The 24,427-nt window shown below is 74.7% G+C and carries 16 protein-coding genes; 12 read left to right on the top strand and 4 right to left on the bottom strand.

What is annotated here, in order from left to right; all coding sequences use genetic code 11:
- Positions 1-27: 27 nt before the first annotated feature.
- A complete protein-coding gene (locus ACIRBX_RS20890; protein WP_402298543.1) occupies positions 28-255 on the bottom strand; it encodes a DUF3107 domain-containing protein in 228 nt (75 codons plus the stop codon).
- Between the two features lie 124 nt (positions 256-379).
- A complete protein-coding gene (locus ACIRBX_RS20895) occupies positions 380-1,033 on the bottom strand; it encodes a TetR/AcrR family transcriptional regulator (protein WP_402298544.1) in 654 nt (217 codons plus the stop codon).
- A 252-nt stretch (positions 1,034-1,285) separates the two neighbouring features.
- On the opposite strand from ACIRBX_RS20895, the gene ACIRBX_RS20900 reads away from it, so the two are divergent.
- The 5 genes from ACIRBX_RS20900 (at position 1,286) to moeZ (ending at position 7,609) form a co-directional block, all read left to right on the top strand.
- A complete protein-coding gene (locus tag ACIRBX_RS20900) occupies positions 1,286-2,230 on the top strand; it encodes an alpha/beta fold hydrolase (RefSeq protein ID WP_402298545.1) in 945 nt (314 codons plus the stop codon).
- 263 nt (positions 2,231-2,493) lie between these two features.
- A complete protein-coding gene (locus tag ACIRBX_RS20905; RefSeq protein ID WP_402298546.1) occupies positions 2,494-4,107 on the top strand; it encodes a DUF3492 domain-containing protein in 1,614 nt (537 codons plus the stop codon).
- Positions 4,107-5,216: a hypothetical protein gene (locus ACIRBX_RS20910; protein WP_402298547.1), complete on the top strand. Its 1,110-nt coding sequence runs from the start codon at positions 4,107-4,109 to the stop codon at positions 5,214-5,216. Before ACIRBX_RS20905 ends, ACIRBX_RS20910 begins: the two co-directional genes overlap by 1 nt.
- A gap of 62 nt (positions 5,217-5,278) precedes the next feature.
- Positions 5,279-6,247 carry an NAD-dependent epimerase/dehydratase family protein gene (locus ACIRBX_RS20915; RefSeq protein ID WP_402298548.1) on the top strand — a complete coding sequence of 323 codons (969 nt, stop codon included), beginning with the start codon at positions 5,279-5,281 and terminating at the stop codon, positions 6,245-6,247.
- Between the two features lie 183 nt (positions 6,248-6,430).
- Positions 6,431-7,609, top strand: a complete 1,179-nt coding sequence (gene moeZ, locus ACIRBX_RS20920) for an adenylyltransferase/sulfurtransferase MoeZ (protein ID WP_402298549.1) — start codon at positions 6,431-6,433, stop codon at positions 7,607-7,609.
- A gap of 59 nt (positions 7,610-7,668) precedes the next feature.
- Here moeZ and ACIRBX_RS20925 read toward each other — a convergent pair whose 3' ends face one another.
- Positions 7,669-10,173, bottom strand: a complete 2,505-nt coding sequence (locus ACIRBX_RS20925; protein ID WP_402298550.1) for a flippase-like domain-containing protein — start codon at positions 10,171-10,173, stop codon at positions 7,669-7,671.
- 254 nt (positions 10,174-10,427) lie between these two features.
- Here ACIRBX_RS20925 and ACIRBX_RS20930 point away from each other — a divergent pair, with 254 nt between their 5' ends.
- From ACIRBX_RS20930 to ACIRBX_RS20945, 4 genes are all read left to right on the top strand, one after another.
- The gene (locus ACIRBX_RS20930) at positions 10,428-10,754 is read left to right on the top strand and encodes an MGMT family protein (protein WP_402298551.1); all 327 of its coding nucleotides are present in this window, start codon (positions 10,428-10,430) and stop codon (positions 10,752-10,754) included.
- A gap of 31 nt (positions 10,755-10,785) precedes the next feature.
- The gene (locus ACIRBX_RS20935; protein WP_402298552.1) at positions 10,786-14,172 is read left to right on the top strand and encodes an ATP-dependent helicase; all 3,387 of its coding nucleotides are present in this window, start codon (positions 10,786-10,788) and stop codon (positions 14,170-14,172) included.
- Between the two features lie 197 nt (positions 14,173-14,369).
- A complete protein-coding gene (locus ACIRBX_RS20940) occupies positions 14,370-17,570 on the top strand; it encodes an ATP-dependent helicase (protein WP_402298553.1) in 3,201 nt (1,066 codons plus the stop codon).
- A gap of 194 nt (positions 17,571-17,764) precedes the next feature.
- Complete coding sequence (locus ACIRBX_RS20945; RefSeq protein ID WP_402298554.1) at positions 17,765-18,946, top strand: PP2C family protein-serine/threonine phosphatase; 1,182 nt, start codon at positions 17,765-17,767, stop codon at positions 18,944-18,946.
- Between the two features lie 258 nt (positions 18,947-19,204).
- On the opposite strand, the gene ACIRBX_RS20950 is transcribed toward ACIRBX_RS20945, so the two are convergent.
- Positions 19,205-20,113, bottom strand: a complete 909-nt coding sequence (locus tag ACIRBX_RS20950; RefSeq protein ID WP_402298555.1) for an endonuclease/exonuclease/phosphatase family protein — start codon at positions 20,111-20,113, stop codon at positions 19,205-19,207.
- Between the two features lie 61 nt (positions 20,114-20,174).
- Between ACIRBX_RS20950 and ACIRBX_RS20955 the strand changes: the two genes are divergently transcribed.
- The 3 genes from ACIRBX_RS20955 to ACIRBX_RS20965 are packed head-to-tail and all read left to right on the top strand — an operon-like array spanning position 20,175 to position 24,402.
- On the top strand, positions 20,175-20,786 hold the full coding sequence (locus tag ACIRBX_RS20955; RefSeq protein ID WP_402298556.1) for a PadR family transcriptional regulator: 612 nt from the start codon (positions 20,175-20,177) through the stop codon (positions 20,784-20,786).
- Between the two features lie 20 nt (positions 20,787-20,806).
- Positions 20,807-21,580 carry an ABC transporter ATP-binding protein gene (locus tag ACIRBX_RS20960; RefSeq protein WP_402298557.1) on the top strand — a complete coding sequence of 258 codons (774 nt, stop codon included), beginning with the start codon at positions 20,807-20,809 and terminating at the stop codon, positions 21,578-21,580.
- Entirely contained in the window at positions 21,577-24,402 is a 2,826-nt protein-coding gene (locus ACIRBX_RS20965) for an FtsX-like permease family protein (RefSeq protein WP_402298558.1), read from the top strand. The genes ACIRBX_RS20960 and ACIRBX_RS20965 overlap by 4 nt, the downstream gene beginning before the upstream one ends.
- The last annotated feature ends 25 nt before the right edge of the window (positions 24,403-24,427 follow it).

Raw genomic sequence — 24,427 nt, forward strand, 5'->3', positions numbered from 1 at the left:
TTCGAGACGGCCGTTCGCCGCCGTGCCTCAGCTGGTGCCGAAGCCGACCTTGCGCACGCTCGGCTCGCCGATCTCCACGTACGCCAGGCGCTCGGCCGGGACGATGACGCGGCGGCCCTGCTCGTCGGTCAGCGTGAAGAGCTTCGAGGTGCCCTCCAGCGCCTTGGCGACCGCGCTCTCGACCTCATCGGCAGTCTGCGAGCTCTCGAGAACGATCTCTCGGGGCGCGTGCTGCACGCCGATCTTGACCTCCACGGCTTCCGTCCCTCCGGGTTTGCAGTCAGCGGTGCGCTCGGACCGCCGTTCGCGGCCCTCGCGTCGTACGGCTTCACCATAGAGCACCGGTCTCACCGGTCGGCGAAGGTCGGGTGATCACCCGTCAGCCGGCGGACTCCGCGCCCTCGGAGCCCGGGTGCATCGGGAAGCCCTTGAGGCCGCGCCAGGCCAGGCTGGCGACCAGCTTGACGGCGGCGTCCCGGGGGATCTCCAGGTTCTGCGAGAGCCAGTACCGGGCGGTGATCTGGGCCAGGCCGCAGACACCGACCGCGAGCAGCTTGGACTCGGCGTCGGGCAGGTCGGTGTCCTCGGCGATCACCTGGCTGACCAGGGTGGCGCTGGCGTCGGCGGCCCGCTCGACCCGCTCGCGGACGGCGGGCTCGTTCGTCAGGTCGGACTCGAAGACCAGGCGGAAGGCGCCGGACTCGCTGGAGACGTAGTTGAAGTACGCCTCCATGGTGGCGGCCACCCGCTGCTTGTTGTCGGTGGTGGCGGCGAGGGCGTCCCGGGTGGCCTCGACCAGCGCGTCGCAGTGCTTGTCCAGCAGCGCGAGGTAGAGCTCCAGCTTCCCGGGGAAGTGCTGGTAGAGGACGGGCTTGCTGACCCCGGCGCGGTCGGCGATGTCGTCCATCGCCGCAGCGTGGTAGCCCTGGGCGACGAACACCTCCTGCGCGGCACCGAGCAGTTGTTCACGACGGGCGCTGCGCGGCAGGCGGGCGCCGCGCGGGCGCTCCTGAGCCTCCTGGACGGCCGACACGGGCGCTCCTCACTTCTCGGTCTGCGGCACGCCCGGGACGGGGACGGTGTGCCGGGCGTGGCTGGCAGAGGTGTCTGATTCTACTTTTGGGTAACCGGTTCCGCGCCGGGCGAGCGCCGATCAATTACCCCTCTGCCCCCTTGTCGGATGCCCACAATACGGGGCCGACCTGCGGTGTCCAGAGGACGAGACGGCGCCGGGGGTGCGCGGGGGACTGGGCCGGCCCCCGCCCGCTCACTACGATCTCCGTCCATGAGCACTGAGCAGCGGGTGGCGGACGGCACGGGCGCGGAGCGGCGGAGCGTGGAGGTCCCGGGGGCGGTGCTGGCGGTGCACGGGCCGGCCGCGCGGGCCGAGGGTCTGCCGGCGGCGCTCTTCGTGCACGGGCTCGGTGGCTCGGGGGACAACTGGACCGAGCTGATGACCGAGCTCTCCGACGTGCTGGACGCCGAGGCGGTGGACCTGCCCGGCTTCGGCTGGTCGGCGCCCCCGCAGGACGGCAACCTCTCGGTCAACGGGCACGTCCGGGCGGTGATCGGGTACCTGGAGGCGTCCGGGCGCGGGCCGGTGCACCTGTTCGGCAACTCGCTGGGCGGCGCCGTCGCGGTCCGGCTGGCCGCCGTCCGGCCCGATCTGGTGCGCAGTCTGACCCTGATCTCGCCGGCCCTGCCCGAGCTGCCCCCGCAGCGCAGCGCCTGGCCGACCGGCCTGCTGGCGGTGCCGGGGGTGGCCGGTCTGCTGGGCCGGCGGCGGGCGCCCGGCGGCGACGTCGAGGCGGCCACCCGGCAGCTGCTGGCGCTGGTCTACGGCGACCCGGGCGCGGTGCCGTCGGGCCAGTGGGACCGGGCGGTGGCCGAGTACCGGCGCCGGTCCGGGCTGCCGTACGCGCTGGCGGTGCTGGCCGGGTCGGCGCGCGGGATCGTCTCGGCGTACACCGAGCGCGGGGACCAGTCGCTCTGGCGGCAGGCCGCGCAGGTGAAGGCGCCGGTGCTGCTGGTGTACGGGCTCAAGGACCGGCTGGTCTCCTACCGCTCCGCCGCCCGGGCGTGCGCGGCCTTCGCGGACGCCCGGCTGCTGGTGCTGCCGGAGGCCGGGCACGTGGCGATGCTGGAGCACCCGGAGCGGGTGGCGCGGGCGGTGCGGGAGCTGCTGGCGGCGGTCGGGCCGGTGGACTCCGGGGTGGCGCAGGGGAGCTGACGACCGGTCAGCGGGCGCGCGGAACGGCGCGGCCGGGCCGAGGTCACGCGGTTTCACTCGTTCAGGTGGCCCCTCCGTCCAGGCCGGAGGGGTTCTCAGCGATTCGTTCTACCTTCGTGGTGTCGGACCGAACAGGTGTGGGGGAAGCGCGCCGCTCCGGGTGTCCCGGAGGAGCCGCGCGGGTTCTGAGTACCGGTACGTGGGCTGACGCCGTCACGTGACCGCACCCGGTCACCACGAACCGCCGCGCCCTGGAGGTCGTCGTGCGCATTGCCCTGATCACCGAGAGTTCCCACTCGTACGCGAGCCGTGCCGACGGCTGGTGCGGACGGCTGGCCGAGGGCCTGGCCGAGCACGAGTTCCGGTTGTACGTGCTCGGGGAGGGCAGTGGGGCCGGGAGTGGGCGGCTGCCCGTCCGGGAGCTGCCGATCTGGGGCCGGCGGCCCCGGGGGCGGGGGCCCGCGCTGCACCGGCGGCGGTCGTACGCCCAGGCGTACCGGGCCCTGGTGAGATCGCTGGTGATACCCGGGGAGAAGGGGTCCTTCGGGCCCGCGCTGCACCGGCTGGCCGCGCTCGGCCGGGAGGACGGCGCGCTGCCCGCCTTCCTGGCCTCCGGCCCGGCCCAGCGGGTGCTGGAGCAGGTCTGGCGCTCGCCCGGGGCCGAGACGGCGGCCGGGCAGCCGCAGGTGCAGGACGTGCTGGTGGCGGCCGACCTGCTGGAGCAGTGCCTGCGTCCGCTCTCCGCCCCCTGGTACGGGACGGGGGAGGACGGGCTCGGCGGGGCCGACCTGTGCCACGTGGTCGGCGGCGGCCCGGCGGCGCTGCCCGCGCTGGTGGCCAAGCAGCTGCACGGGGTGCCGTTCGTGGTCACCGAGCACGGGCTGCACCTGCGCGAGCAGTACCGGAGCTGGCGCACCGCGCCCTACCGCTGGCCGGTGCGGGCGCTGCTGATCGCCTTCTTCCGGCAGCTCACCGAGGAGACGTACCGTCAGGCCGCCGTGCTCACCCCCGGCAGCGACTACGACCGGCGCTGGCAGGAGCGGTGCGGGGCCGACCCGGCCCGGGTCCGGGTGGTGCACGAGGGCACCCCGGCGGTGGCCCGGCCGGCCGCCGGGCCGGAGCCGGAGCGGCCGGTGCTGGTCTGGGCCGGGGCGCTGGAGCCCGGGCGGGACCCGGCGCTGGTGCTGCACGCCTTCGCCCGGGTGCGGGCCGAGCTGCCCGGCGCGCGGCTGCGGCTGTACGGGGAGGAGGGCGCGCCCGGGTACCTGGAGCACCTGCGCGGGATCGCGGAGAAGCTCGGGGTGGGCGCCGCGGTCTCCTTCGAGGGGCGGCCGGCGGGCGGTGCGGCCGAGGCCTGGGAGGCCGGGCAGGTGGTGGTCTTCTCGGCGCTGGCCCAGCGCAGCCCGCGGCTGCTGGCCGACGCCATGCTGAGCGGCCGGGCGGTGGTCTCCACCGAGGTCGGAGTGGCCCGGGAGGTGGTCGGGCCGACCGGCCTGCTGGTGCCGCCCCGCGATCCGGCCGCGCTGGCCGCCGCCTGCCTGGCCCTGCTCGGTGACGAGGAGCGGCGGGCCCGGCTGGGGCTGGCCGGGCGGCTGCGGGCGCAGGAACGGTTCGCGGTGGAGCCGGTGGTGACCGCCTTCCGGGAGGTCTACCTGGAGCTGGTCTCGCGCTTCCCGGCCTACCCGGTGGCGGAGGCGGAGGAGAAGGCCGGCCGGACCGCCAGGGGCGGGGCCAGGGGTGTCAGGGCGGAGGTGCGGCCGTTCGCACGCCCGGCCGAGTACTGGGTGGCGGGGCCGGTCGGGGCCGAGGACGTGGCGGGTGCGGGGGCCGGTGCGGCTGCCGCGGTCGAGGCGGAGCCGCTGAAGGAAGCGGTCTGATGCCCGGGGAGGTCGCGGACCCGGTCCGGGAGTTGATGGCGCGTCACCGCTCGGTCTGCGAGCAGGCGGTGGACGCCCTGGAGATAGCCGCCGCGCTGGAGGACTCGGGCATCGGGCCGGGCGAGGCGGCCCGGTACCGGCACGCGGACGTCTTCTCGCTGGCCGAGGAACTGTACGCCCGGGTGCCGCGCCACCCGCCCCGGCCGATGGCCGCGGCGGGCGGGGCGCGGTGGCGGGAGCGGGTCGGGGCGGCGCTGCGCAGTGCCGTCCGGCACGGGGCGCCGGCCGGGGTGCTGGCGGTGGGCTGTGCGGTGTCGCCTGCGGCGCGGGGGCCGTTGGCGGTGCTGTGCGGCGGGTGGCTGGCCTGGGCGGCGAGTCGGCCGGCGGGGCTGACGGGGGGCGCGGGGGACCGTGCGCGGGGGGTGACCCGGGTACCGGGTACGGACCACCGGGTACAGGACCACCACGTACGAGGGGACGGCCGTACCCGGCACCCGGGGCCGGGTCTTCCGCCGCGCGCCGGGGTGCCTGCCGCCCGCCTGCTGGCCGGGGTGGCCGTGGGCGGGCTGCTGGTGGGGGCGGTGCTGGGCGGCGGGGTGCCGGGGGTGGCGGCCGCGGTGGGGGCCGGCGCGGCGGAGTGGGCCGTGGGGTGGGTGCGGCAGGTCGGCCGGGGGCACCTGGCGGCGGCCCGGACCCTCGCGGACTTCCGGGCCCTGATGCGGCCGGTGCTCCCGGTCGCGGTCGGGCTGCACGCGCTGGCGGTGACCGCGCTCGGCTTCGGGGGCCTGTTGCTGCTCGCCGCGGCGGACCCGGCCCCGCAGGGTGCGGGGCTGTTCGAGGCAGCGCTGCTCCGGGCGAGCGGCCCGCAGTGGGCCGGGCAGCTGGTGCTGGGGCTGGTGCTGCTGCCGGCCGTCGTCCTGCTGCGCTGCGGCCGGCCGGGCCCGGCGGTGGCGGGGCTGGTCGCGGCGGGCGCGGGCCGGGCGCTGCTGACGGTGGCTCAGCACGGAGCCCCGGCCGCGCAGGTGCTGGCCTGTGCCCCGGTGGCGGCGGTGCTGCTGCCGTACGCGTGGCTGGTGCTGGGCCGGCCCGGCGCACACCGCGACCCCTGAGGGGCTCCGGCCCCTCCTCGATCTTCTCGTTCGCAATGGATTCTCGTGGAAGGACACCCCAGATGAGGGTGCTGCTGTTGGGCGCCGACGGTTTCATCGGCCGCCGGGTCGCCGAGCGACTGCTGGACGAACCGGACCTCCAGGTCACCGTGCTGGGCCGGCGGGACTCGGCCGACATCCGCTTCGACCTGACCGCCGGGAGCCCCGGGGCGCTGGCGAGGTTCCTGGACGCGGTGGCGCCGCAGGTGGTGATCAACTGCGCGGGGGCCACGTACGGCAGCTCCCGGACGCTGATCCGCTCCAACACGCTGGCGGTGGCCACCGTCTGCGAGGCGATCCGGCGCAGCCGGGAGCCGGCCCGGCTGGTGCACATCGGCTCGGCGGCGGAGTACGGGCCGATGCCCGCCGGGGTGCCGATCTCGGAGCACGCCGAGCCCAGGCCGTCCGGCCCGTACGGGGTCTCCAAGCTGGCCGGGACGGAGCTGGTGCTGGCCAGCGGGCTGGACGCGGCGGTGCTGCGGGTGTTCGACGTGGTCGGGCCGGGCTCGCCGGCCGCCTCGCTGTTCGGACGGCTGGCGGAGGGGCTGCGCCGCGCGCTGGAGCAGGGCGAGCGGCAGGTGCGGATGCCGGACCTGTCCGGATACCGGGATTTCGTCGACGTCCGGGACGTGGCCAGGGCGGTGCAGTCGGCGGCCGTCTCGGCGGCCACCGGGGTGATCAACATCGGCAGCGGCCACGCCGTCCGGGCCCGGGACGGGGCGCAGCTGCTGCTCCGGGCGGCCGGGTTCGAGGGCTCCATCAGCGAGGACGCCCGCCCGGCCGTGCTGCCCGGCCAGCCGGGGCCGGGCGCGGCCGGGGGCACGGGCGGGGACCACCCGCCGCAGTACCCGCCGTTCCGCCCCGGGGGAGAGCCGGTGCAGTGGCGGCAGGCGGACGCCCGGACCGCCCGGGACCGTCTCGGCTGGCGGACACAGGTGCCGCTGGAGGAGTCGCTGGGGGACATCTGGCTGGAGACGGCCTGTCGGGTCTGAGGCGTCACCGCCCGCTCTCACCAGGGGTGTTGCGGAGATCCGGCGCGGTCCCACGATCCGGCGGAGGGTGTCTCACCAGGCGGACCTGCTGTCTCGGAATACCTCGGTCGAGTGACACTGTTGGCGTAGCAGAGCCACTTCGGTGGCCCGCCAAGCCCCGAACTGACGACCATCGGAGTCACTGTGTCGCTGCCACCCCTGGTAGAGCCGGCCGCCGAGCTCACCATCGACGAGGTCCGCCGGTACTCCCGCCACCTGATCATCCCGGACGTCGGGATGGCCGGGCAGAAGCGGCTGAAGAACGCCAAGGTGCTCTGCGTCGGCGCCGGCGGCCTCGGCTCGCCCGCCCTGATGTACCTGGCCGCCGCCGGTGTCGGCACGCTCGGGATCGTCGAGTTCGACACGGTGGACGAGTCCAACCTCCAGCGCCAGATCATCCACGGCCAGTCGGACATCGGCCGCTCCAAGGCCGAGTCGGCGAAGAACTCCGTGCTGGAGATCAACCCGTACGTCAACGTGATCCTGCACGAGGACCGCCTCGACAACGACAACGTGATGGAGATCTTCTCCGGCTACGACCTGATCGTCGACGGCACCGACAACTTCGCCACCCGGTACCTGGTGAACGACGCGGCCGTGCTGCTCGGCAAGCCGTACGTCTGGGGCTCGATCTACCGCTTCGACGGCCAGGCCAGCGTGTTCTGGGCCGAGCACGGCCCCTGCTACCGCTGCCTCTACCCGGAGGCCCCGCCGCCGGGCATGGTCCCGTCCTGCGCCGAGGGCGGCGTGCTCGGGGTGCTCTGCGCCTCGATCGGCTCGATCCAGGTCACCGAGGCGATCAAGCTGCTGGCCGGGGTCGGCGAGCCGCTGGTGGGCCGTCTGATGATCTACGACGCCCTGGAGATGAACTACCGTCAGGTCAAGATCCGCAAGGACCCGAACTGCGCGGTCTGCAGCGAGAACCCGACGGTCACCGAGCTGATCGACTACGAGTCGTTCTGCGGCGTGGTCTCCGAGGAGGCCCAGGAGGCCGCCGCCGGTTCGACCATCACCTCGAAGCAGCTCAAGCAGTGGCAGGACGACGAGGAGGACATCTTCCTGATCGACGTCCGCGAGCCCGGCGAGTACGAGATCGTCTCGATCCCCGGCGCCACGCTGATCCCGAAGAACGAGTTCCTGATGGGGAACGCGCTGGAGTCCCTGCCGCAGGACAAGAAGATCGTGCTGCACTGCAAGTCGGGCGTCCGCTCGGCCGAGGTGTTGGCGGTCCTCAAGTCGGCCGGCTTCTCCGACGCGGTCCACCTGGGCGGCGGCGTGCTCGGCTGGGTGAACCAGATCGAGCCGCACAAGCCGTCCTACTGACGGTCCGTCGGCAGACGGAAGGGGCGGGCGGCCGGTGGCCGCCCGCCCCTTCGGCGTTCCTAGAGCGCGTCCTTGCGCTGGAGCACGTTGTAGCAGATCCAGCCGGGGATGACGGGCAGCCAGAAGGTCAGCAGCCGGTAGAGGAAGACTGCCGGGGTGGCGACGGTGGCCGGGACACCGGTGAAGGTCAGGGTGCCGATGAGGGTGACCTCGACCGCGCCGATGCCACCGGGGGTCGGGATGGCGGAGCCCGCCGCGTTGGCGGTCAGGAAGACCACCGCGACGGCCGAGAAGCTCATCGTGTACCCGAACGCCCGGATGGAGGCGTCCAGGCAGGCGGTGAAGCTGAGCGTCAGCAGCAGGATGCCGCCGAAGCCGGTGAGCAGCTTCTGCGGGTTCTGCATCAGGTCGAGCATCCGGGGCACCACGCCGAAGAACAGGGCCCGCACCCTGGTCACCACGAAGCGCCGTATCGGGCCGACCGCCGCGATCACCAGGGCGAGCACGGCCGTGCTCAGCACGCCGATGATCAGGGCCCGCGACGTGCCGAACTCACCGTTGCCCTCGGCCTGCCGCTGGCCACCGGCGATCAGGCCGAAGGTGAACAGCAGGAACAGGTGCCCGCCGAGCCCGGCCAGTTGGGAGGCACCGACGCTGGCCACCGCCTGGACCGGGCGGATGCCGGCCTTCTGGAGGTAACGGGTGTTCAGGGCGATGCCGCCGATCGCGGCGGGCGCCACCAGCTTCACGAAGGAGCCGGCCACCTGGGCCGCCACCGTGCGCCGGAACGGCAGCCGCTCCAGCACGAAGCCGGTGAGGCTCATCGAGGCGGCGATGTAGCTCATCGCCGAGGCGGCCAGGGCGGCTGCCGCCCAGGCCCAGTTCATCCGGTCGAGGTTGAACTGCTCGGGCTTGATGGCGGTCAGCGCGAAGTACGCGGCGAACGCCAGCGCCACCACCGTGATCACGGTCTTCGGCTTCAGCCGTTCCAGCTTCTCGGGGGCCAGCGGTGCTTCCGGGACGACCTGGAGGATCTGGCCGCGAATCCGGCTGAGCAGGTCCTCGCTCGCGATCGCGATGTCCTCCTCGGCCTGTTGCTGGGTGCGCTCCCCGGCCGCGACCTGCTCCAGGGCCAGGGCCTGGGCGGTGGACTTGCGCGCCTTGTTCAGCCGGCTCAGGTCGGCCCGGCTGCCGCGGTTCAGGGCGACCGGCTGGAGCAGCGGGAGCGAAGCGGCCACCCGGTCGGCGCTGAGCACCAGGTTGGCGGTGGCCACCGCGCGCTCCGGGCCCACCCGCAGGGCGAAGGTGGTGAGCAGCTGGGCGATGTCGATCCGCAGGGTCAGGTCACCGGCCGCGATGTCCCCGCCGGAGAGGTTGACCAGGTAGCCGGTCTTCTCGTCCACCACGAGGAGCGACTCGCCGGTCAGCCGGCGGTGCGCGATCCGGCGCTGGTGCAGCGCGTCGACCGCCTCCCAGAACGAGGCCATCGCCTCGTCGGTGACCTCGTCGTCCGCCAGCTCGTCCAGCGGACGGCCCGTCAGCTTCTCGTAGACCAGCACGGCGGCGTCCGGGCCGAGCTCGGAGGTGGCCACCAGCTGCGGGGCGCGGGCCCCGGAGGCGGTGGCCGCGTAGGCGATCAGGGCCTCCTGCTCCAGTGCCTGGCGGAGCGACTGGGGGCTGCGCCGGACGGCCACCGAGCGGAGCCTGACGCGGCGCCAGGCGCGGTAGAAGAAGCCGGATGCCTGCTGCTCGCGGTCGATCACGTGGACGTCCAGCGGCGGTCCGGAGACCTGCTCGACGTAGTAGCGCCGGGCGCCGCCGGGGGCGTCGGGCGCGCCGTGCGCGACGGAGGGGGAGAAGCCGACCTTGCGCAGGCCGATCATCAGGTGCTGGCCGGTGGGGCGGATGTTCGGCGAGCCGATGGCGTACAGCGTGGCGTAGGCCACCGACCAGCCGATCAGCACCGTCAGGATCAGCGAGAGCACGGTGGTGTAGCCGCTGGCCAGCTCGGTCAGGCCGCTGAGCAGCACCACCGACCAGAGGGCCACCCGCCACCGGGGTCTGCTCGACATGCCGACGGCGGTCATGTAGGCGATCACCGGGGCCAGGTAGCCGTGCACCGGGTCGGTCAGCGACTGCGAGCCGGGCGGGAACTGGGTCAGCGCGTTCCGCACCTCGCTCGGTGCCCCGGCCGCCACCCACCAGTCCACGCCGAGCGAGACCCCGTAGGCCAGCACCGAGGCCAGCACGCCGTCGGCGACCCGCAGGCCGTCCCGCTTGATCAGCCGCTCCACCGCGAAGGAGAGCGGCACGGCGAGCACCGCGATGCTGGAGACCAGGCCGGCGACGGTGGTGAGCCAGCTCGGGATGTGCTCGGCGTTCTTGGAGATGTCGGTCTCCAGGCCCGAGGTGGTGGAGACCGCGAACCGGGCCACCAGGAAGAGGGCCACTATCCCGAGCAGCCCGGCCAGGAACCGGAGCAGGTCGGACGGTCGGTGCGCCCGGGCCGCCAGCAGCGGCTCGTCGACGGCGAGGTGCTCGCCGTTCGGTGGCTCGTCGGCCACTCCCTCTTCCCCCTCGGTCGTGCTGACCGGTGGCTCCGGGGAGCCCGACGGCCGGACGGTGGCGGGCTCCGCAGGGCCCTCTTCCACGTCCACGTCTGCCGTCCCGGTCATCTGGTCTTGTCCTCGTATCACCACTCACCGCCCCGACAGATGGTGGCATGCCGGGGGCACCGGCATGGGACAGGGGCCGCATCGGGCGCGGCGAATCCCCCGGACGGGCTCCGGCTGTCGGTGCTGTTTGGCAGGATGCCAGAGTGACGAACCGTGAGCCGCCGGATGAGCTTCCGCCGTACGTCGAGTCGGTGCTCGAACTGACCGAGCGGATCCCGCCGGGCCGGGTGATGACGTACGGGGACGTGGCCGAGTACCTCGGCCAGGGCGGCCCCCGTCAGGTCGGCCGGGTGATGGCGCTGTACGGCTCCGGGGTGCCCTGGTGGCGGGTGATCCGGGCCGACGGACGGCCGCTGCCCGGCCACGAGCACCGGGCGCTGCCCGAGTACCGGGTCGAGGGCACACCGCTGAGGACCGTGGGCGGCGAGCCCCGGGTGGACCTCAAGAAGGCGCGCTGGGACGGCGGTTAGCCGATCTTCGTACGAGGGTTACGCTCGTCGGATGGCTTCTCCGTTCCGTCTGGTCCGCAGTGCACTGGCACAGCCGGTGCCTCCTGCGCTGGACGCGTACCAGCGGGCGGTGGCCGACCACGAGGACGGCCCGCTGCTGGTACTGGCCGGACCGGGAACGGGCAAGACCACCACGCTGGTGGAGTCGGTGGTGCGGCGGATCGAGCGCGGCACCGACCCGGAGCGGATCCTGGTGCTGACCTTCAGCCGCAAGGCCGCCGCCGAGCTCCGCGACCGGATGACCGCCCGGCTCGGGAACGGCTCGGCCACTCCGCAGGCCACCACCTTCCACTCCTTCTGCTACGCCCTGCTGCGCGCGCACCAGTCGCCCGACGCCTACGCCGAACCGCTGCGGCTGCTCTCCGGCCCGGAGCAGGACGTGATGGTCCGTGAGCTGCTGGCCGGCGGCGCCGAGGACGCCCGGGCGGGCACCGCGCGCTTCGACTGGCCGCTGGACCTGCGGGCCTGCCTGACCACCCGCGGCTTCGCCGACGAGGTCCGCGCGGTGCTGGCCCGCAGCCGGGAGCTCGGGCTCGGCGGCACCGAGCTGGCCCGGTTCGCGGACGGGGTGCAGCGGCCGGACTGGTCCGCCGCCGCGCACTTCCTGGCCGAGTACCTGGACGTGCTGGACCTGCGCGGGGTGCTGGACTACGCCGAACTGGTGCACCGCGCCGTCCTGCTGGCGGAGCGTCCGGAGGTGGGCGGGCAGCTGCGGGAGAAGTACGACGTGGTGTTCGTGGACGAGTACCAGGACACCGACCCCTCCCAGGTCCGGCTGCTGCGCCAGCTCGCGGGCGGTGGCCGGGACCTGGTGGTGGTCGGTGACCCGGACCAGTCGATCTACGCCTTCCGGGGCGCCGACCTGAACGGCATCCTGGACTTCCCGCACGCCTTCCCCCGGGCCGACGGCAGCCCCGCCGAGGTCAAGGTGCTCCGGGTCTCCCGCCGCTCCGGCGCCGTCCTGCTGGCGGCGGCCCGGGAGCTGACCGGCCGGATGCCGATGGGCCGGCTGCCCGCCGACAAGCTGGCCCAGCACCGCTCCCTGCTGCCGTCCCGGGAGGGCGGCCGGGTCGAGGTGTACACCTACCCCACGCCCGGGGCCGAGCTGGACTCGATCGCCGATCTGCTGCGCCGGGCCCACCTGGAGGACGGGGTGCCGTGGGGCGAGATGGCGGTGCTGGTCCGGGCCGGTGCCCGGTCCATCCCCGGGGTGCGGCGGGCGCTGGGCGCGGCCGGGGTGCCGCTGGAGATCGACGGTGACGACCTGCCGCTGCGCGAGGAGCCGGCGGTGGCCGCGCTGCTGGCCGCGCTGCGGGTGTGCGCGCACCCGGCGGAGGAGTGCGACGCGGAGCAGGCGCACGCGCTGCTGACCGGGCCGCTCGGCGGGCTGGACGGTTCGGACCTGCGGCGGCTCGGGCGGGCGCTGCGGGAGGAGGAGCGGCAGGCGCTGCGGGGCGGGACGGCTGACGGGGTGTCGGACGGCGCTGTCCCGGGTGACGGGGCGTCGGCTGACGGTGCGTCGGGTGGCGGCGTCCCGGGTGACGGGGCGTCGGGTGGCGGTGCGGCTGGCCCGGTGGTGGTGCGGTCGGCCGAGGAGCTGATCCGGGAGGCGCTCGCCGAGCCCGAACGGCTGGTGGCGATGGAGCCCTCGTACGCCCGGCGGGCGCTGGAGCTGGGCATGCTGCTGCGGAAGGTGCGCGAGCTGCTGGCGGGGGGTGGCAGCGCGGAGGAGGGGCTCTGGCAGCTCTGGGACGGCGCGCGCCGCTGGCGGGAGCGCCTGGAGCGGGCCGCACTCCGGGGCGGCGGCCCCGCCGGGCGGAACGCGGACCGGGACCTGGACGCGCTCTGCGCCCTGTTCGAGACCGCCGCCCGGGCCGAGGAGCAGTCCGCCGGGCACCGCAGCGCACTGGAGCTGCTGGCCGAGCTGGAGGCCCAGGACATCGCGGCCGACACCCTGACGGTGCGGGCCGTCCGCCCGGAGGCCGTCCGGCTGATGACCGCACACCGATCCAAGGGACTGGAGTGGCGGCTGGTGGTGGTGGCCGGGGTGCAGGAGGGACTCTGGCCCGACCTGCGCCGCCGGGGTTCGCTGCTGGAGGCCGACCGGATCGGCCGGGACGGCCTGGCCGAACCGCTCTCCCCGGGCGCCCTGCTCGGTGAGGAGCGCCGCCTCTTCTACACCGCCGTCACCCGGGCCAAGGAGCGCCTGGTGGTGACGGCGGTCAAGGCGCCCAGCGAAGACGGTGACGAACCGTCACGCTTCCTGCGCGAGCTCTACCGCGAGGAGGTCGACCGGCAGTCGGGGAAGGTGCTGCGCCGCACCCCGCCGGTGACGGTGGAGGAGGTGACGCACCGTCCGAAGCGCCCGCTCTCGGTGGCCGCGCTGGTCGCCGAGCTGCGCGCGGTGACCGTGGACCCGGTGCAGTCGCCGGAGCTGCGGCGGGCGGCGGGGGAGCGGCTGGCGGTGCTGGCCACGGCGGCCGAGGAGGACGGCGTGCCGCTGGTGCCCGCCGCCCACCCCGACCGGTGGTGGGGCCTGGTGGACCGGACCGAGTCGGCGGTGCCGCTGCGGGACCCGGCCGAGCCGGTCCGGCTCTCGGGCAGCGGGCTGGAGCAGCTGGACGGCTGCTCGCTGCGCTGGTTCCTGGAGAAGGACGTCCGGGCGGGTACCACCACCACGGCGGCCCAGGGCTTCGGGAACGTGGTGCACGCGCTGGCCGACGAGGTCGGCTCCGGGCGCACCCCGGCGGACCTGGCGGTGCTGATGGAGCGGCTGGACACGGTCTGGGACGCGCTGGCCTTCGACGCGCCGTGGAAGTCCGGGCAGGAGAAGGAGCAGGCGCGGGCGGCGCTGGAGCGCTTCCTGCACTGGCACGTGCTGGAGCGGGGCCGGGTGACCGTCGCCACCGAGCAGGACTTCGACCTGACCCTGCCGGTCGGGGACATCGCGGTCCGGATCCGGGGGTCGATGGACCGGGTCGAGCAGGACACGGCGGGCCGGGTCTACGTGGTCGACTTCAAGACCGGCAAGCAGCTGCCGACGGACAGGTCGCTGCCCGAGCACAAGCAGCTGGCGGTCTACCAGCTGGCGGCCCGGAGCGGGGCGTTGGACGGGGTCGAGGGGCTGGGGGAGGGCGTCGAGGTCGGCGGTGCGGAGCTGGTGCACCTGCGGGCCGAGGCGTCGAAGAAGGAGCCGGAGGCGCCGAAGGTACAGCACCAGGGGCCGCCGGCCGAGCCGTGGATCGAAGGGCTGCTGGCGGAGTCGGCGGGGCGGGTGCTCTCGGAGCGCTTCACGCCCAAGGCGGGCGAGGGCTGCGCGCGCTGCTCGTTCCGGGCCTCCTGCTCGGCCCAACGGGACGGGCGCCAGCTGCTGGACTGAGGGGCCGAGGCCGGCGTGCCGGGCACGCCGGGGGCGAGCCTCCGCCGCAGGGTGCGGGGGAACTGCGCACGGGGGAACGGCAGCGCGTACGACCGGCTCGCCGCCTCTACCTCCCACCCGTCCGCCTTCCGTACTGGTGCGGTCACCTGCGCCCCGGGGCGACCACCTTCGTCAGGAGCCCGCCTTAGGCTTGCCGGATGCGATCCGTGCTGACCAGCCCCGAGGAGTTGAAGGCGCTGCTCGGGGTGCCGTTCAACCCGGAGCAGGTGGCCGCGATCGGGGCCCCGCTGGAGCCGGGGGTGATCGTGGCGGGGGCCGGGTCGGGGAAGACCACGGTGATGGCGGCCCGGGTGGTGTGGCTGGTCGGGTCGGGGGCGGTGGGGCCGGAGCAGGTGCTCGGGCTGACGTTCACCAACAAGGCGGCGGGGGAGCTGGCCGAGCGGGTCCGGGCGGCGCTGCACCGGGCGGGGGTGGCCGGTCCGGAGGAGGAGGTGCTCGGCGAGCCGGAGATCTCGACGTACCACTCGTTCGCCGGGCGGCTGCTCAAGGAGCACGGGCTGCGCCTGGGCATCGAGCCCGACGTCCGGCTGCTGGCCGACGCGACCAGGTACCAGCTGGCCGCCCGGGTGCTGCGCTCCTCGCGCGGCCCGTACCCGCACCTGACCGGCGCGTTCAGCAGCCTGGTGGCCGAGCTGGTGGCGCTCGACTCCGAGCTGGCCGAGCACCTGGTGGAGCCGGAGCGGCTCCGGGCCTTCGACCTGGAGCTGCTGGACCGCGCCGCCACCGCGAAGCTCAGCAACGACGACCTGCGCCCGATCCCGGTGACCGCCCGGGCCCGGCTGGAGCTGCTGGAGCTGGTGGAGGAGTACCGCCGCCGCAAGCAGCGGGCCAACCTGATGGACTTCGGCGACCAGATCGCCGCCTCGGCCCGCCTCGCCCAGCAGCGCCCGGAGGTCGGGCGGCTGCTGCGGGAGCAGTTCAAGGTGGTGCTGCTGGACGAGTACCAGGACACCTCGGTGGCCCAACGCCTCATGCTGGCCGGGCTGTTCGGCACCGAGGGCGGCCACCCGGTGACCGCCGTCGGCGACCCGTGCCAGGCCATCTACGGCTGGCGCGGCGCCTCGGTGGCGAACCTGGACGACTTCCCCCGGCACTTCCCGCGCGCGGACGGCTCCCCGGCGCACCGCTACGCGCTGAGCGAGAACCGCCGCAGCGGCGGCCGGCTGCTCGCCTTCGCCAACGGACTCGCCGCCCCGCTGCGGGAGATGCACGCGGGGGTGGAGGCGCTCCGCCCGGCACCCGGCGCCGAGGCGGACGGCTACCTGCGCTGCGCGCTGCTGCCCACCCACGCCGAGGAGATCGACTGGCTGGCCGACCGGATCGCCCACCTGACCGCGACCGGTACCCCGCCGGGGCGGATCGCGGTGCTCTGCCGGGGCGGTTCGGCCTTCCCGGACATCCACGCCGCGCTGGTCGCCCGGGAGGTGCCGGTGGAGGTGGTCGGACTCGGCGGGCTGCTCCAACTCCCCGAGGTGGCCGACCTGGTGGCGGTCTGCGAGGTGCTCCAGGACCCGACCGCGAACGCCTCGCTGGTGCGGCTGCTGGTCGGCCCGCGCTGGCGGACCGGCCCGCGCGACCTGGCGCTGCTGGGCCGCCGGGCGGCCGAGCTGGTGCGCACCGGGCGGGCCGAGGGCGGCGATCCGCTGGCCTCGGCGGTGGCCGAGACCGACCCGACCGAGGTGGTCTCGCTGGCCGACGCGCTGGAGACCTTCATCGACAGCGAGCAGCCGGACGAGCTGCCGTTCTCGCCCGAGGCCCGCCACCGCTTCGCCCAACTGGCGCGTGAGATGAGGGACTTGCGCCGGGTGCTGGCCGAGCCGCTGATGGACGTGCTGCACCGGGTGCTCACCGTCACCGGCCTGGAGGTCGAGCTCTCCTCCTCGCCGAGCGCGCTGGCCGCCCGGCGGCGGGAGACGCTGCACTCCTTCCTGGACGTGGCGGCCGGCTTCGCCGACCTGGACGGCGATCCGGGGCTGACCGCCTTCCTGGCCTTCCTGCGGGCCGCCCAGGAGTACGAACGCGGTCTGGACAGCAGCCTGCCCGGCGGCGAGGACACGGTGAAGGTGCTCACCGCGCACAAGTCCAAGGGCCTGGAGTGGGACGTGGTGGCCGTCCCCGGACTGGTCAAGGACGCCTTCCCGAGCAGTCGGGGCCGGGAGCGCTGGACCAGCACCAAGCAGGTGCTGCCGCACCGGCTGCGCGGTGACGCCGCCACCCTGCCGGAGCTGGCGGACCTGACGCCGCGTGACATGAAGGACTTCAAGGCCGAGATGGCCGAGCACGGCCGGATCGAGGAGCTGCGGCTCGGCTACGTCGCCTTCACCCGCCCGCGCGAGCTGCTGCTCGCCTCCGGGCACTGGTGGGGACCGAGCCAGAAGCGCCGCCGGGGCCCGTCCGCCTTCCTCACCGCGCTGCGCGAGCACGCCGAGCGGCCGGGCAACGGCGAGGTCGAGCTCTGGGCCGACCCACCGCTGCCGGAGGCCGAGAACCCGGCGCTGGACACCTCGGTGGAGACCCCCTGGCCGCTGCCGCTGGACGCCGGGGCCCAGCAGGCCCGCCGCCGGGTGGCCGAGGTGGTGCACCGCCGGCTGGCCGGGCAGCCCGCCCCGCCGCCGGAGCGGTACGCCGCCGAGGACGAGCGCCGGATCGCCTCATGGGACCGCGACCTGACGGCCCTGCTGGGCGAGCTGGCCCGGTCCCGCCGCTCGGTCCGCGAGGTGGAGCTGCCCGCCTCGCTCTCCGCCACCCAGCTGCTGCGCCTCAACGCGGACCCGGACGGCTTCGCCCGCGACCTGGCCCGCCCGATGCCCCGCCCTCCGCAGCCGGCCGCCCGCCGGGGCACCCGCTTCCACGCCTGGATCCAGGCCCAGTACGAGCTGCCGTACGAGGAGCTGCCGCTGGTCGGTCCGGACGCGCTGCCCGGCCTGGACGACGAGGGCATCGAGGACGAGCACGACCTGGAGCGGCTCAAGGAGGCCTTCCTGCGCAGCCCGTACGCCGGGCGGCGGCCCCACCGGGTCGAGGTGCCGGTGCAGCTGGTGCTGGGCGGGCGGGTGGTGCGCGGCCGGATCGACGCGGTCTACCGGGACGGTGACGGTGGCTCAGGGTCACGGGCCGGCGAGCGCTGGGAGGTGGTGGACTGGAAGACCCAGCGGGACGAGGCCGCCGATCCGCTCCAGCTCGCCGTCTACCGGCTGGCGTGGGCCGAGACGGTGGGGGTCGACCCGGAGCAGGTCACCGCCTCGTTCCTGTACGTCCGCAGCGGGCGGGTCGACAGACCGTCAGGACTGCCGGGGCGAAAAGAGTTGACGAGGCTTCTGATCGGGAATAGTGACTAATGAGTCACGCAGCGCATCCAGGCCGTCACGGCAGCGTGCGAAACCTGTGCTTCCTGCACGTTTCGCGCCTATTGTGGGGTCGGTAACCGGTCAATCAAGGTACTCCGGCCGCCGGGCAGGGCCCCACCTCTGACCCTCAGTCATCACCGCAGGTGCCCACGGGAGCCTGCGCACCCTCGCTGGAGAGACCGAAGTTGAGCGCGACCGGATGGATCAAGGACCGGCTCGCGGGGCCCTCCCCGGGAGCCGTGCCGGGGACGGTCACCGGAACGTGGCCGAAGACCTCGATGGCACTGCCGTTCATCGGCATGCTGCTGATACTCGCCCTGGACTGGTTCAGCGCCACCGCGCTGACCGTCGAACCCGCCCTCACCGCCGTGCCCGCACTGGCCGCCGTGGTCAGCCGGCGCACCTGGTACCCACTGGTGGTCGGCCTCGCCACCGAAGCCGTCGCCTTCCTGCTCGCCTGGTACAACGGCGTGCTCGGCCAGTCCGTGCACACCGCCACCGTGCTGGCCATCGCCCTGGTCGGCGGCATCGGCTGGGTCAGCGCCACCCTGAGGGTCCGTCAGGAGCAGGCCCTCGCCGAGGCCCAGCTGGTCGCCGAGGTGGCCCGCCGGGTGCTGCTCCGCTCCGTCCCCGACCGGCTCGGCTGCGTCCGGGCCGCCGTCCACTACGCGGCCGCCGCCGCCCACGCCTCCATCGGCGGCGACCTGTACGAGGTGGTCAACACCCGGCACGGGGTGCGGGCCGTGGTCGGCGACGTACGGGGCAAGGGGCTGGCGGCGGTCGAGACGGCGGCGGCCGTGCTCGGTGCCTTCCGCGAGGCCGCCCACCAGGAGCCGGAGCTGGACCGGGTCGCGGGTTGGCTGGCCGTCAGCCTGGACCGGGTGCTGCACGAGGGCGAACACCCCGGGGTGGAGGAGGAGTTCGTCACCCTGGTGCTGATCGGAGTCCGTCCGGACGGGTCGGTGGAGATCGTCAACTGCGGCCACCCGGCACCGTTGCTGCTCACCCCGGGCTCGCCGGCCCGGGCCCTGGAGCTGCCCGAGACGGTGCCCCCGCTCGGGGTGCTGGACCCGGCCGACGTCCGGCCGCCGGTCCAGCGGCTCACCGTGGCGCCCGGCGACCGCATCCTGCTCTTCACCGACGGCGTCATCGAGGCCCGGGACCACCGGGGCGCGTTCTACCCGCTGGCGGAGCGGCTGCCGTACTGCGCGGTCGGTTCGCCGGCCGAGGTGCTGCGGCGGCTGCACGAGGACGTGGTGCGGCACGTCGGGCACAAGCTCGGGGACGACGCGGCGATGCTGCTGCTGCACCACGAGCCCGTGCAGTTGCCGCAGCAGGCCACCACGGAGCTGGTGCCGACGGCCTGACGGGCGGTGGACGGACGCGCGACCTTCGGTAGGGCAGGTGCCCAGGGGCGCGAGGAACTGCGCGGTGTGGGAAGGCAGCTGGTGCAACGTGCTGACAGTGGGTCAGTTGCACCAGCTGCCTTCCGTACGCGCGCCCCGTGGCGGAGCCGCGCACCAGCAGAGCCTCGCCCCCTGGGGTGCCGCGATTGGTCGTCGCGCCGTGGGGCCCTGCCGGGCGAGTGCTGGGGGGTGCCGTGACCGGACCTGGTGACCCCGGGGCTAGAGGTCGACCTCGACCAGGAGCGGGCGGTGGTCGGAGACCGGGGTGCGCGGGGCCGTGATGGTGCCGACGGCGGTGCGGGGGACGCCCATCGCCAGCACGTGGTCGAACTGGACGGCCGGGCGGTGCGAGGGGTAGGTCGGGGTCTTCGCGAGGTCGTGCCAGCCGCGCAGGACGCGGCGGCGCCGGGGCCCCGGCTGGCGGGCCGGCCGCTGGCCGAGGGCGGCGGCCCCGCCGAGGACGGTGCGCGGCACGGCCCCGATCAGGTTGAAGTCGCCGAGCACCAGGTGCGGTCCGGGCAGGTCGGCGATCCACCGCCGGATCGACGCGAGCTGCGCCATGTTCCACCCCGGCACGAAGGACAGGTGGGTGGCCACCACGGTGAACTCGCCCTGCCGCCCCCGGAGGACGGCCGCCAGCGCGGCCCGGGGCTCGTCCGGGACGGGGGTGAGCCCGCGTCGCCCGGCGACCCGGAGCGGGAGGCCGAACGGCGCGGGGGCGAAGCGGCGGGCCCGCCAGTGGCTGACGGGCAGTCGGGTCAGCAGCGCGGTGCCGTAGGAGGGGACTTCGAGGGCGGTGCCGGCCTCGGCGGGGCCGTAGACCTGGAGGCCGGGGCGGTCCCGGTCGAGGACCCAGCCGGCGCCGGCCGCCGGGCGGCCGTGCAACGCGGCGGCGAACCGCCAGTCGCCCGCGCCCATCGCCTTGGCGGCCACCGCCGTCTGGTCGGTGAGGCCGGAGCGCTCCTGGTACCGGTCCACCTCCTGGAGCGCGAGCACGTCCGCGTCCAGGGCGGCGACCGCCTCGGCCAGCGGTTCGCCGGGCTCGGCGGGGAAGGGCAGGGGGCTGCCGTCGGCGGCCAGCGGGCGGCCGTGCAGCAGGTTGAAGGTGGCGATGCGCAGCTGGCTCACAAGGCATGACGGTACCGGCTGCGCTTGAGCCGGTGGGGCATACCGGGTATACATACTCGGTATGTCCATCCGTCACGGTCTGCTCGCCCTGCTCGACCAGGGCCCGCGCTACGGCTACCAGCTGAGAACCGAATTCGAGGCCCGCACCGGGGCCACCTGGCCGCTCAACGTCGGCCAGGTCTACACCACGCTGGGCCGCCTGGAGCGCGACGGCCTGGTGGTCCCGGACGGTGAGGACGACGAGGGACACGTGTTCTACGCCGTCACCGAGAAGGGACGCGCGGAGCTGCGCAGCTGGTTCGACACCCCGGTGCCGCGCACCAATCCGCCCCGGGACGAGCTGGCGATCAAGCTGGCGATGGCGGTCACCGTGCCCGGCGTGGACGTGACCTCCGTGGTGCAGGGGCAGCGCCGGCACAGCATGAAGGCGCTCCAGGACTACACCCGGCTCAAGGGGCAGGCGCTGACCGCCCAGGAGAGCGGGTCGGACCTGGCCTGGCTGCTGGTGCTGGAGCAGCTGATCTTCCAGACCGAGGCCGAGATCCGCTGGCTGGACCATTGCGAGACCCGCCTCGCCCAGCACCGCCCGGCCGCTCCGGCGGCTCCCGCCGAGGCCGCCGAGCCCGATCCGGAGCCCGCCCCATCCCGCGCCCGTCGGCGCGCCCGATTCTGAACCACCGTCAGGGGGAAGTGATGACCACCGAGAACCACCGGTCCGGTACCGCTCCGGTGCTGCACCTGGAGAACGTCACCCGGGTCCACGGCCAGGGCGCCGCCGAGGTGCACGCGCTGCGCGGGGTCGACCTGAAGGTCCACCCGGGCGAGCTGGTCGCCGTGATGGGGCCGTCCGGCTCCGGCAAGTCCACCCTGCTCACGCTGGCCGGCGGGCTGGACAGCCCGACCTCCGGCCGGGTGCTGGTCGAGGGCGCGGTGCTCGGCGAGCTGAGCCGGCGTCAGCAGGCGCAGCTGCGCCGCCGGGCGATCGGCTACGTGTTCCAGGACTACAACCTGATCCCCGCGCTGACCGCGGCCGAGAACATCGCGCTGCCCCGCGAGCTGGACGGGGTGTCCACCCGGGCGGCCCGCAAGGAGGCGCAGGCGGCCCTGGTCGAGCTGGGCATCGAGGAGCTGGCCGACCGCTTCCCGGACGACATGTCGGGCGGTCAGCAGCAGCGGGTGGCGATCGCCCGGGCGCTGATCGGCGAGCGCCGGCTGGTGCTGGCGGACGAGCCCACCGGGGCGCTGGACTCCACCACCGGGGAGGCGGTGCTGGCGGTGCTGCGGGCCCGCTGCGACGCGGGCGCGGCGGCCATGCTGGTGACCCACGAGGCCCGGCACGCGGCCTGGGCGGACCGGGTGGTCTTCATCCGGGACGGCCGGGTGGTGGACGAGAGCGTCAGCCGGGACGCGGCCAGCCTGCTGGTCTCGGCGGCCACCAACAGCCTGAACGGCCCGGTGGCGGAGTGAGCCTGACGTCGTGGCGGGTGGCCCTGCGGATCGCCCGGAGGGACGCGCTCCGGGCCAAGGGGCGCAGTGCGCTGGTGATCGCGATGATCGCGCTGCCGGTGCTCGGGGTGACCGGGGCGGACGTGGTTTTCCGCAGTGCCCAGCTGGAGCCGGAGCAGAAGATCGTCCGGCTGATGGGCGAAGCCGACGCGGTGGTCTCCGCGTACGGGCGGGGCATGACGGTGGTCCAGCCGCCGAACCCCAACGAGGGTGCCGCTGCGGACATGCCGAGGGAGGGCGAGAAGCCCACGGCGGAGCAGCAGCGGAGCCTGGACACCGAGCCGGCCGGGCTGCTCGCGGCCCTGCTGCCGGCGGGCTCCCGGCTGACCCCGCTGGGGTCGGGCGAATCGGTCGCTGCCTCCACCAAGGAGGGGATGCTGAGGACCTCCGTCCTGGAGGCGGACCTGACCGACCCGGTCTGGACCGGGCACACGGTGCTGACCGGTGGGCGGGCTCCGGTGGCGGCGAACGAGCTGGCCGCCAGCCGGGAGTTCCTGAAGCTGTCCGGTCTGAGGATCGGTGACACCACCACGCTCAAGGGTCTGGAGGGCCGCCCGTTCACCATCACCGCCGAGGTCGAGTACCCGGGCGAGCTGACGTTCACCCAGCTGGTGCTCCGGCCCGGGTCGGCGCCGCCGATCGCCAGGCCGGACACCGGCCCGTTCGGCGGCGGCAAGTGGATGGTCCGGATGCCGGCCGGGACGGAGCTGGCCTGGCCGAAGGTGCTGGAGCTGAACAAGTACGGCTTCGCGGTGACCTCGAAGGCCGTGCTGCTGGACCCGCCGCCCCGCTCCGAGGTGCCGTTCTACCAGCGGCAGGGCACCGGCGCCCCGATGATCGACGCCACCGCGCTGGCGGTGCTGGCGACCGTGGTCGGCATGGCGCTGCTGGAGATCGTGCTGCTGGCCGGCCCGGCGTTCGCGGTCGGGGCGCGCCGTTCGCGGCGCCAGCTCGGGCTGCTGGCGGCCGGCGGCGGGGACCGCAAGCACGTCCGCGCGGTGGTGCTGGGCGGCGGCGTGGTGCTCGGCCTGGCCGGTGCGGTGGTCGGCCTGGTGCTGGCGGTGCTGCTGGTGGCGGCCACCCGGCCGTGGCTGGAGGATCTGGCCGGGCGCCGGTTCGGCAGCTTCGACCTGATGCCGCTGGACCTGCTCGGCATCGTCGTGGTCGGCCTGGTCACCGGGCTGCTGGCGGCCGTGGTGCCGGCCGTGCAGGCCTCCCGGCAGGACGTGGTGGAGGCCCTCACCGGCCGGGGCTCGGTGAAGCCGCCGAACCGTCGGCTGGCCGTGCTCGGCCTGCTGATGGTGGCCGGCGGTGCGGCGCTCGCGCTGCTCGGCGCCCAGCTGGTGGACCGCACCCTGGCGGTGCTCGGCGGGTCGATCATCGCCGAGCTCGGCATGGTGGCCTGTACCCCGATGCTGGTCGGCCAGTTCGGGAAGCTGGGCCGCTGGCTGCCGCTCAGCCCCCGGCTGGCGCTGCGCGACTCGGTCCGCCACCGGGGCCGGACCGCTCCGGCGGTGGCGGCGGTGATGGCGGCGGTGGCCGGCTCGGTCGCGGTCGGCATCTACACCGCGAGCTCGGACGCCGAGCACCGGCGGGACTACTCGGCCGTGCTGCCCAGCGGTGCGGTGCTGCTGAGCACCGGCTACGGGGAGAGCCGGGACAAGGCGGTGTACGCGCTCCAGCAGGGCGTGCTGGAGCAGACCCTGCCGGAGCTCGGCCCGCGCGGCGAGGTCTTCCAGGCCGGCTACAAGGGGGAGCTGTACCAGCAGGGCAGCGGGCGGCTGGAGCTGGCCCTGCCGAAGGACCTGCGCTGCCCGGCCGACGACCCCTCGGCCCGGCAGCTCGGCGAGCAGGAGACCGACGCGCTGCGGCGGGACGCGCGCTGCAAGGACCCGGTCGGCCTGTACGTGAACGCGATCGGCGGCCAGCTGCTGGTCGGTGACGCCACCGCGCTGGCGAACCTGACCGGTGTCCGCGACCCGGCCGCCGCGGCGGCGCTGGCGGCGGGCAAGGTGATCGTGTTCGACGCGGCCTACCTCAAGGACGGCAAGGCGGCCCTGGTGCTGACCGAGCCGGAGCCGGAGGCGGCGCGGACCCCGTCCGGGCTGGCGCAGGCGGCCGACGGCACGCTCGCGGCCGTCCGGTCGGAGAGCCACGAGATCGCGGTGGACGCCGCGCTGTTCGCCCCCGCGGTGAAGAACGCCGGCTCGTTCGCCAGCCCGGAGACCGCGAAGCGGCTCGGCCTGGTGACCTCCCTGGCCGGTACGGTCTGGCAGCCGCCGACGGTGCCGAGCAGCGGGCAGGAGCAGAAGGCGGTGGCCGCGCTGGCCAAGACCGGGGACTCCAACTTCACGGTGGAGCGCGGCTACCGGGGCGAGGTCGGGCTGGAGGTGTTGGCCCTGACCGGCTTCGCCGGGCTGGTCGCGCTGGGTGCGGCGGGCATCGCCACCGGGCTGGCGGCGGCCGACTCGCAGCGGGACCTGGCCACCCTGGCGGCGGTCGGTGCGACCGGCGGCATCCGGCGGCGGCTGTCCGGCTTCCAGTGCGGGGCGATCGCCGCGATGGGGGCGGTGCTCGGTGCGATCTGCGGGGTGGTGCCCGCGGTGGCGCTGCGGAAGATCGAGGCGATGCCGGTGTACCCGGGCGAGTCGGCCCGGGAGGCGGTGATCGTCTTCCCGTGGGCCGAGCTGGGGCTGACCGTGGTGGTGCTGCCGGTGGTGGCGGTGGGGCTGGCGATGCTCTTCACCCGCTCCCGGCTGGGGATGCTGCGGCGCTCCGCCTGACGGACCGTCATCGTCACCCCGTGGG

Source organism: Kitasatospora sp. NPDC096147, assembly GCF_044763225.1.
Lineage (GTDB): Bacteria > Actinomycetota > Actinomycetes > Streptomycetales > Streptomycetaceae > Kitasatospora.

Bases quoted from the DNA above. Each gene is read 5' to 3' on its own strand.
- ACIRBX_RS20900 (WP_402298545.1), top strand. From the start codon at position 1,286: ATGAGCACTGAGCAGCGGGTGGCGGACGGCACGGGCGCGGAGCGGCGG.
- ACIRBX_RS20910 (WP_402298547.1), top strand. From the start codon at position 4,107: ATGCCCGGGGAGGTCGCGGACCCGGTCCGGGAGTTGATGGCGCGTCAC.
- ACIRBX_RS20915 (WP_402298548.1), top strand. From the start codon at position 5,279: ATGAGGGTGCTGCTGTTGGGCGCCGACGGTTTCATCGGCCGCCGGGTC.
- ACIRBX_RS20935 (WP_402298552.1), top strand. From the start codon at position 10,786: ATGGCTTCTCCGTTCCGTCTGGTCCGCAGTGCACTGGCACAGCCGGTG.
- ACIRBX_RS20940 (WP_402298553.1), top strand. From the start codon at position 14,370: ATGCGATCCGTGCTGACCAGCCCCGAGGAGTTGAAGGCGCTGCTCGGG.
- ACIRBX_RS20955 (WP_402298556.1), top strand. From the start codon at position 20,175: ATGTCCATCCGTCACGGTCTGCTCGCCCTGCTCGACCAGGGCCCGCGC.
- ACIRBX_RS20960 (WP_402298557.1), top strand. From the start codon at position 20,807: ATGACCACCGAGAACCACCGGTCCGGTACCGCTCCGGTGCTGCACCTG.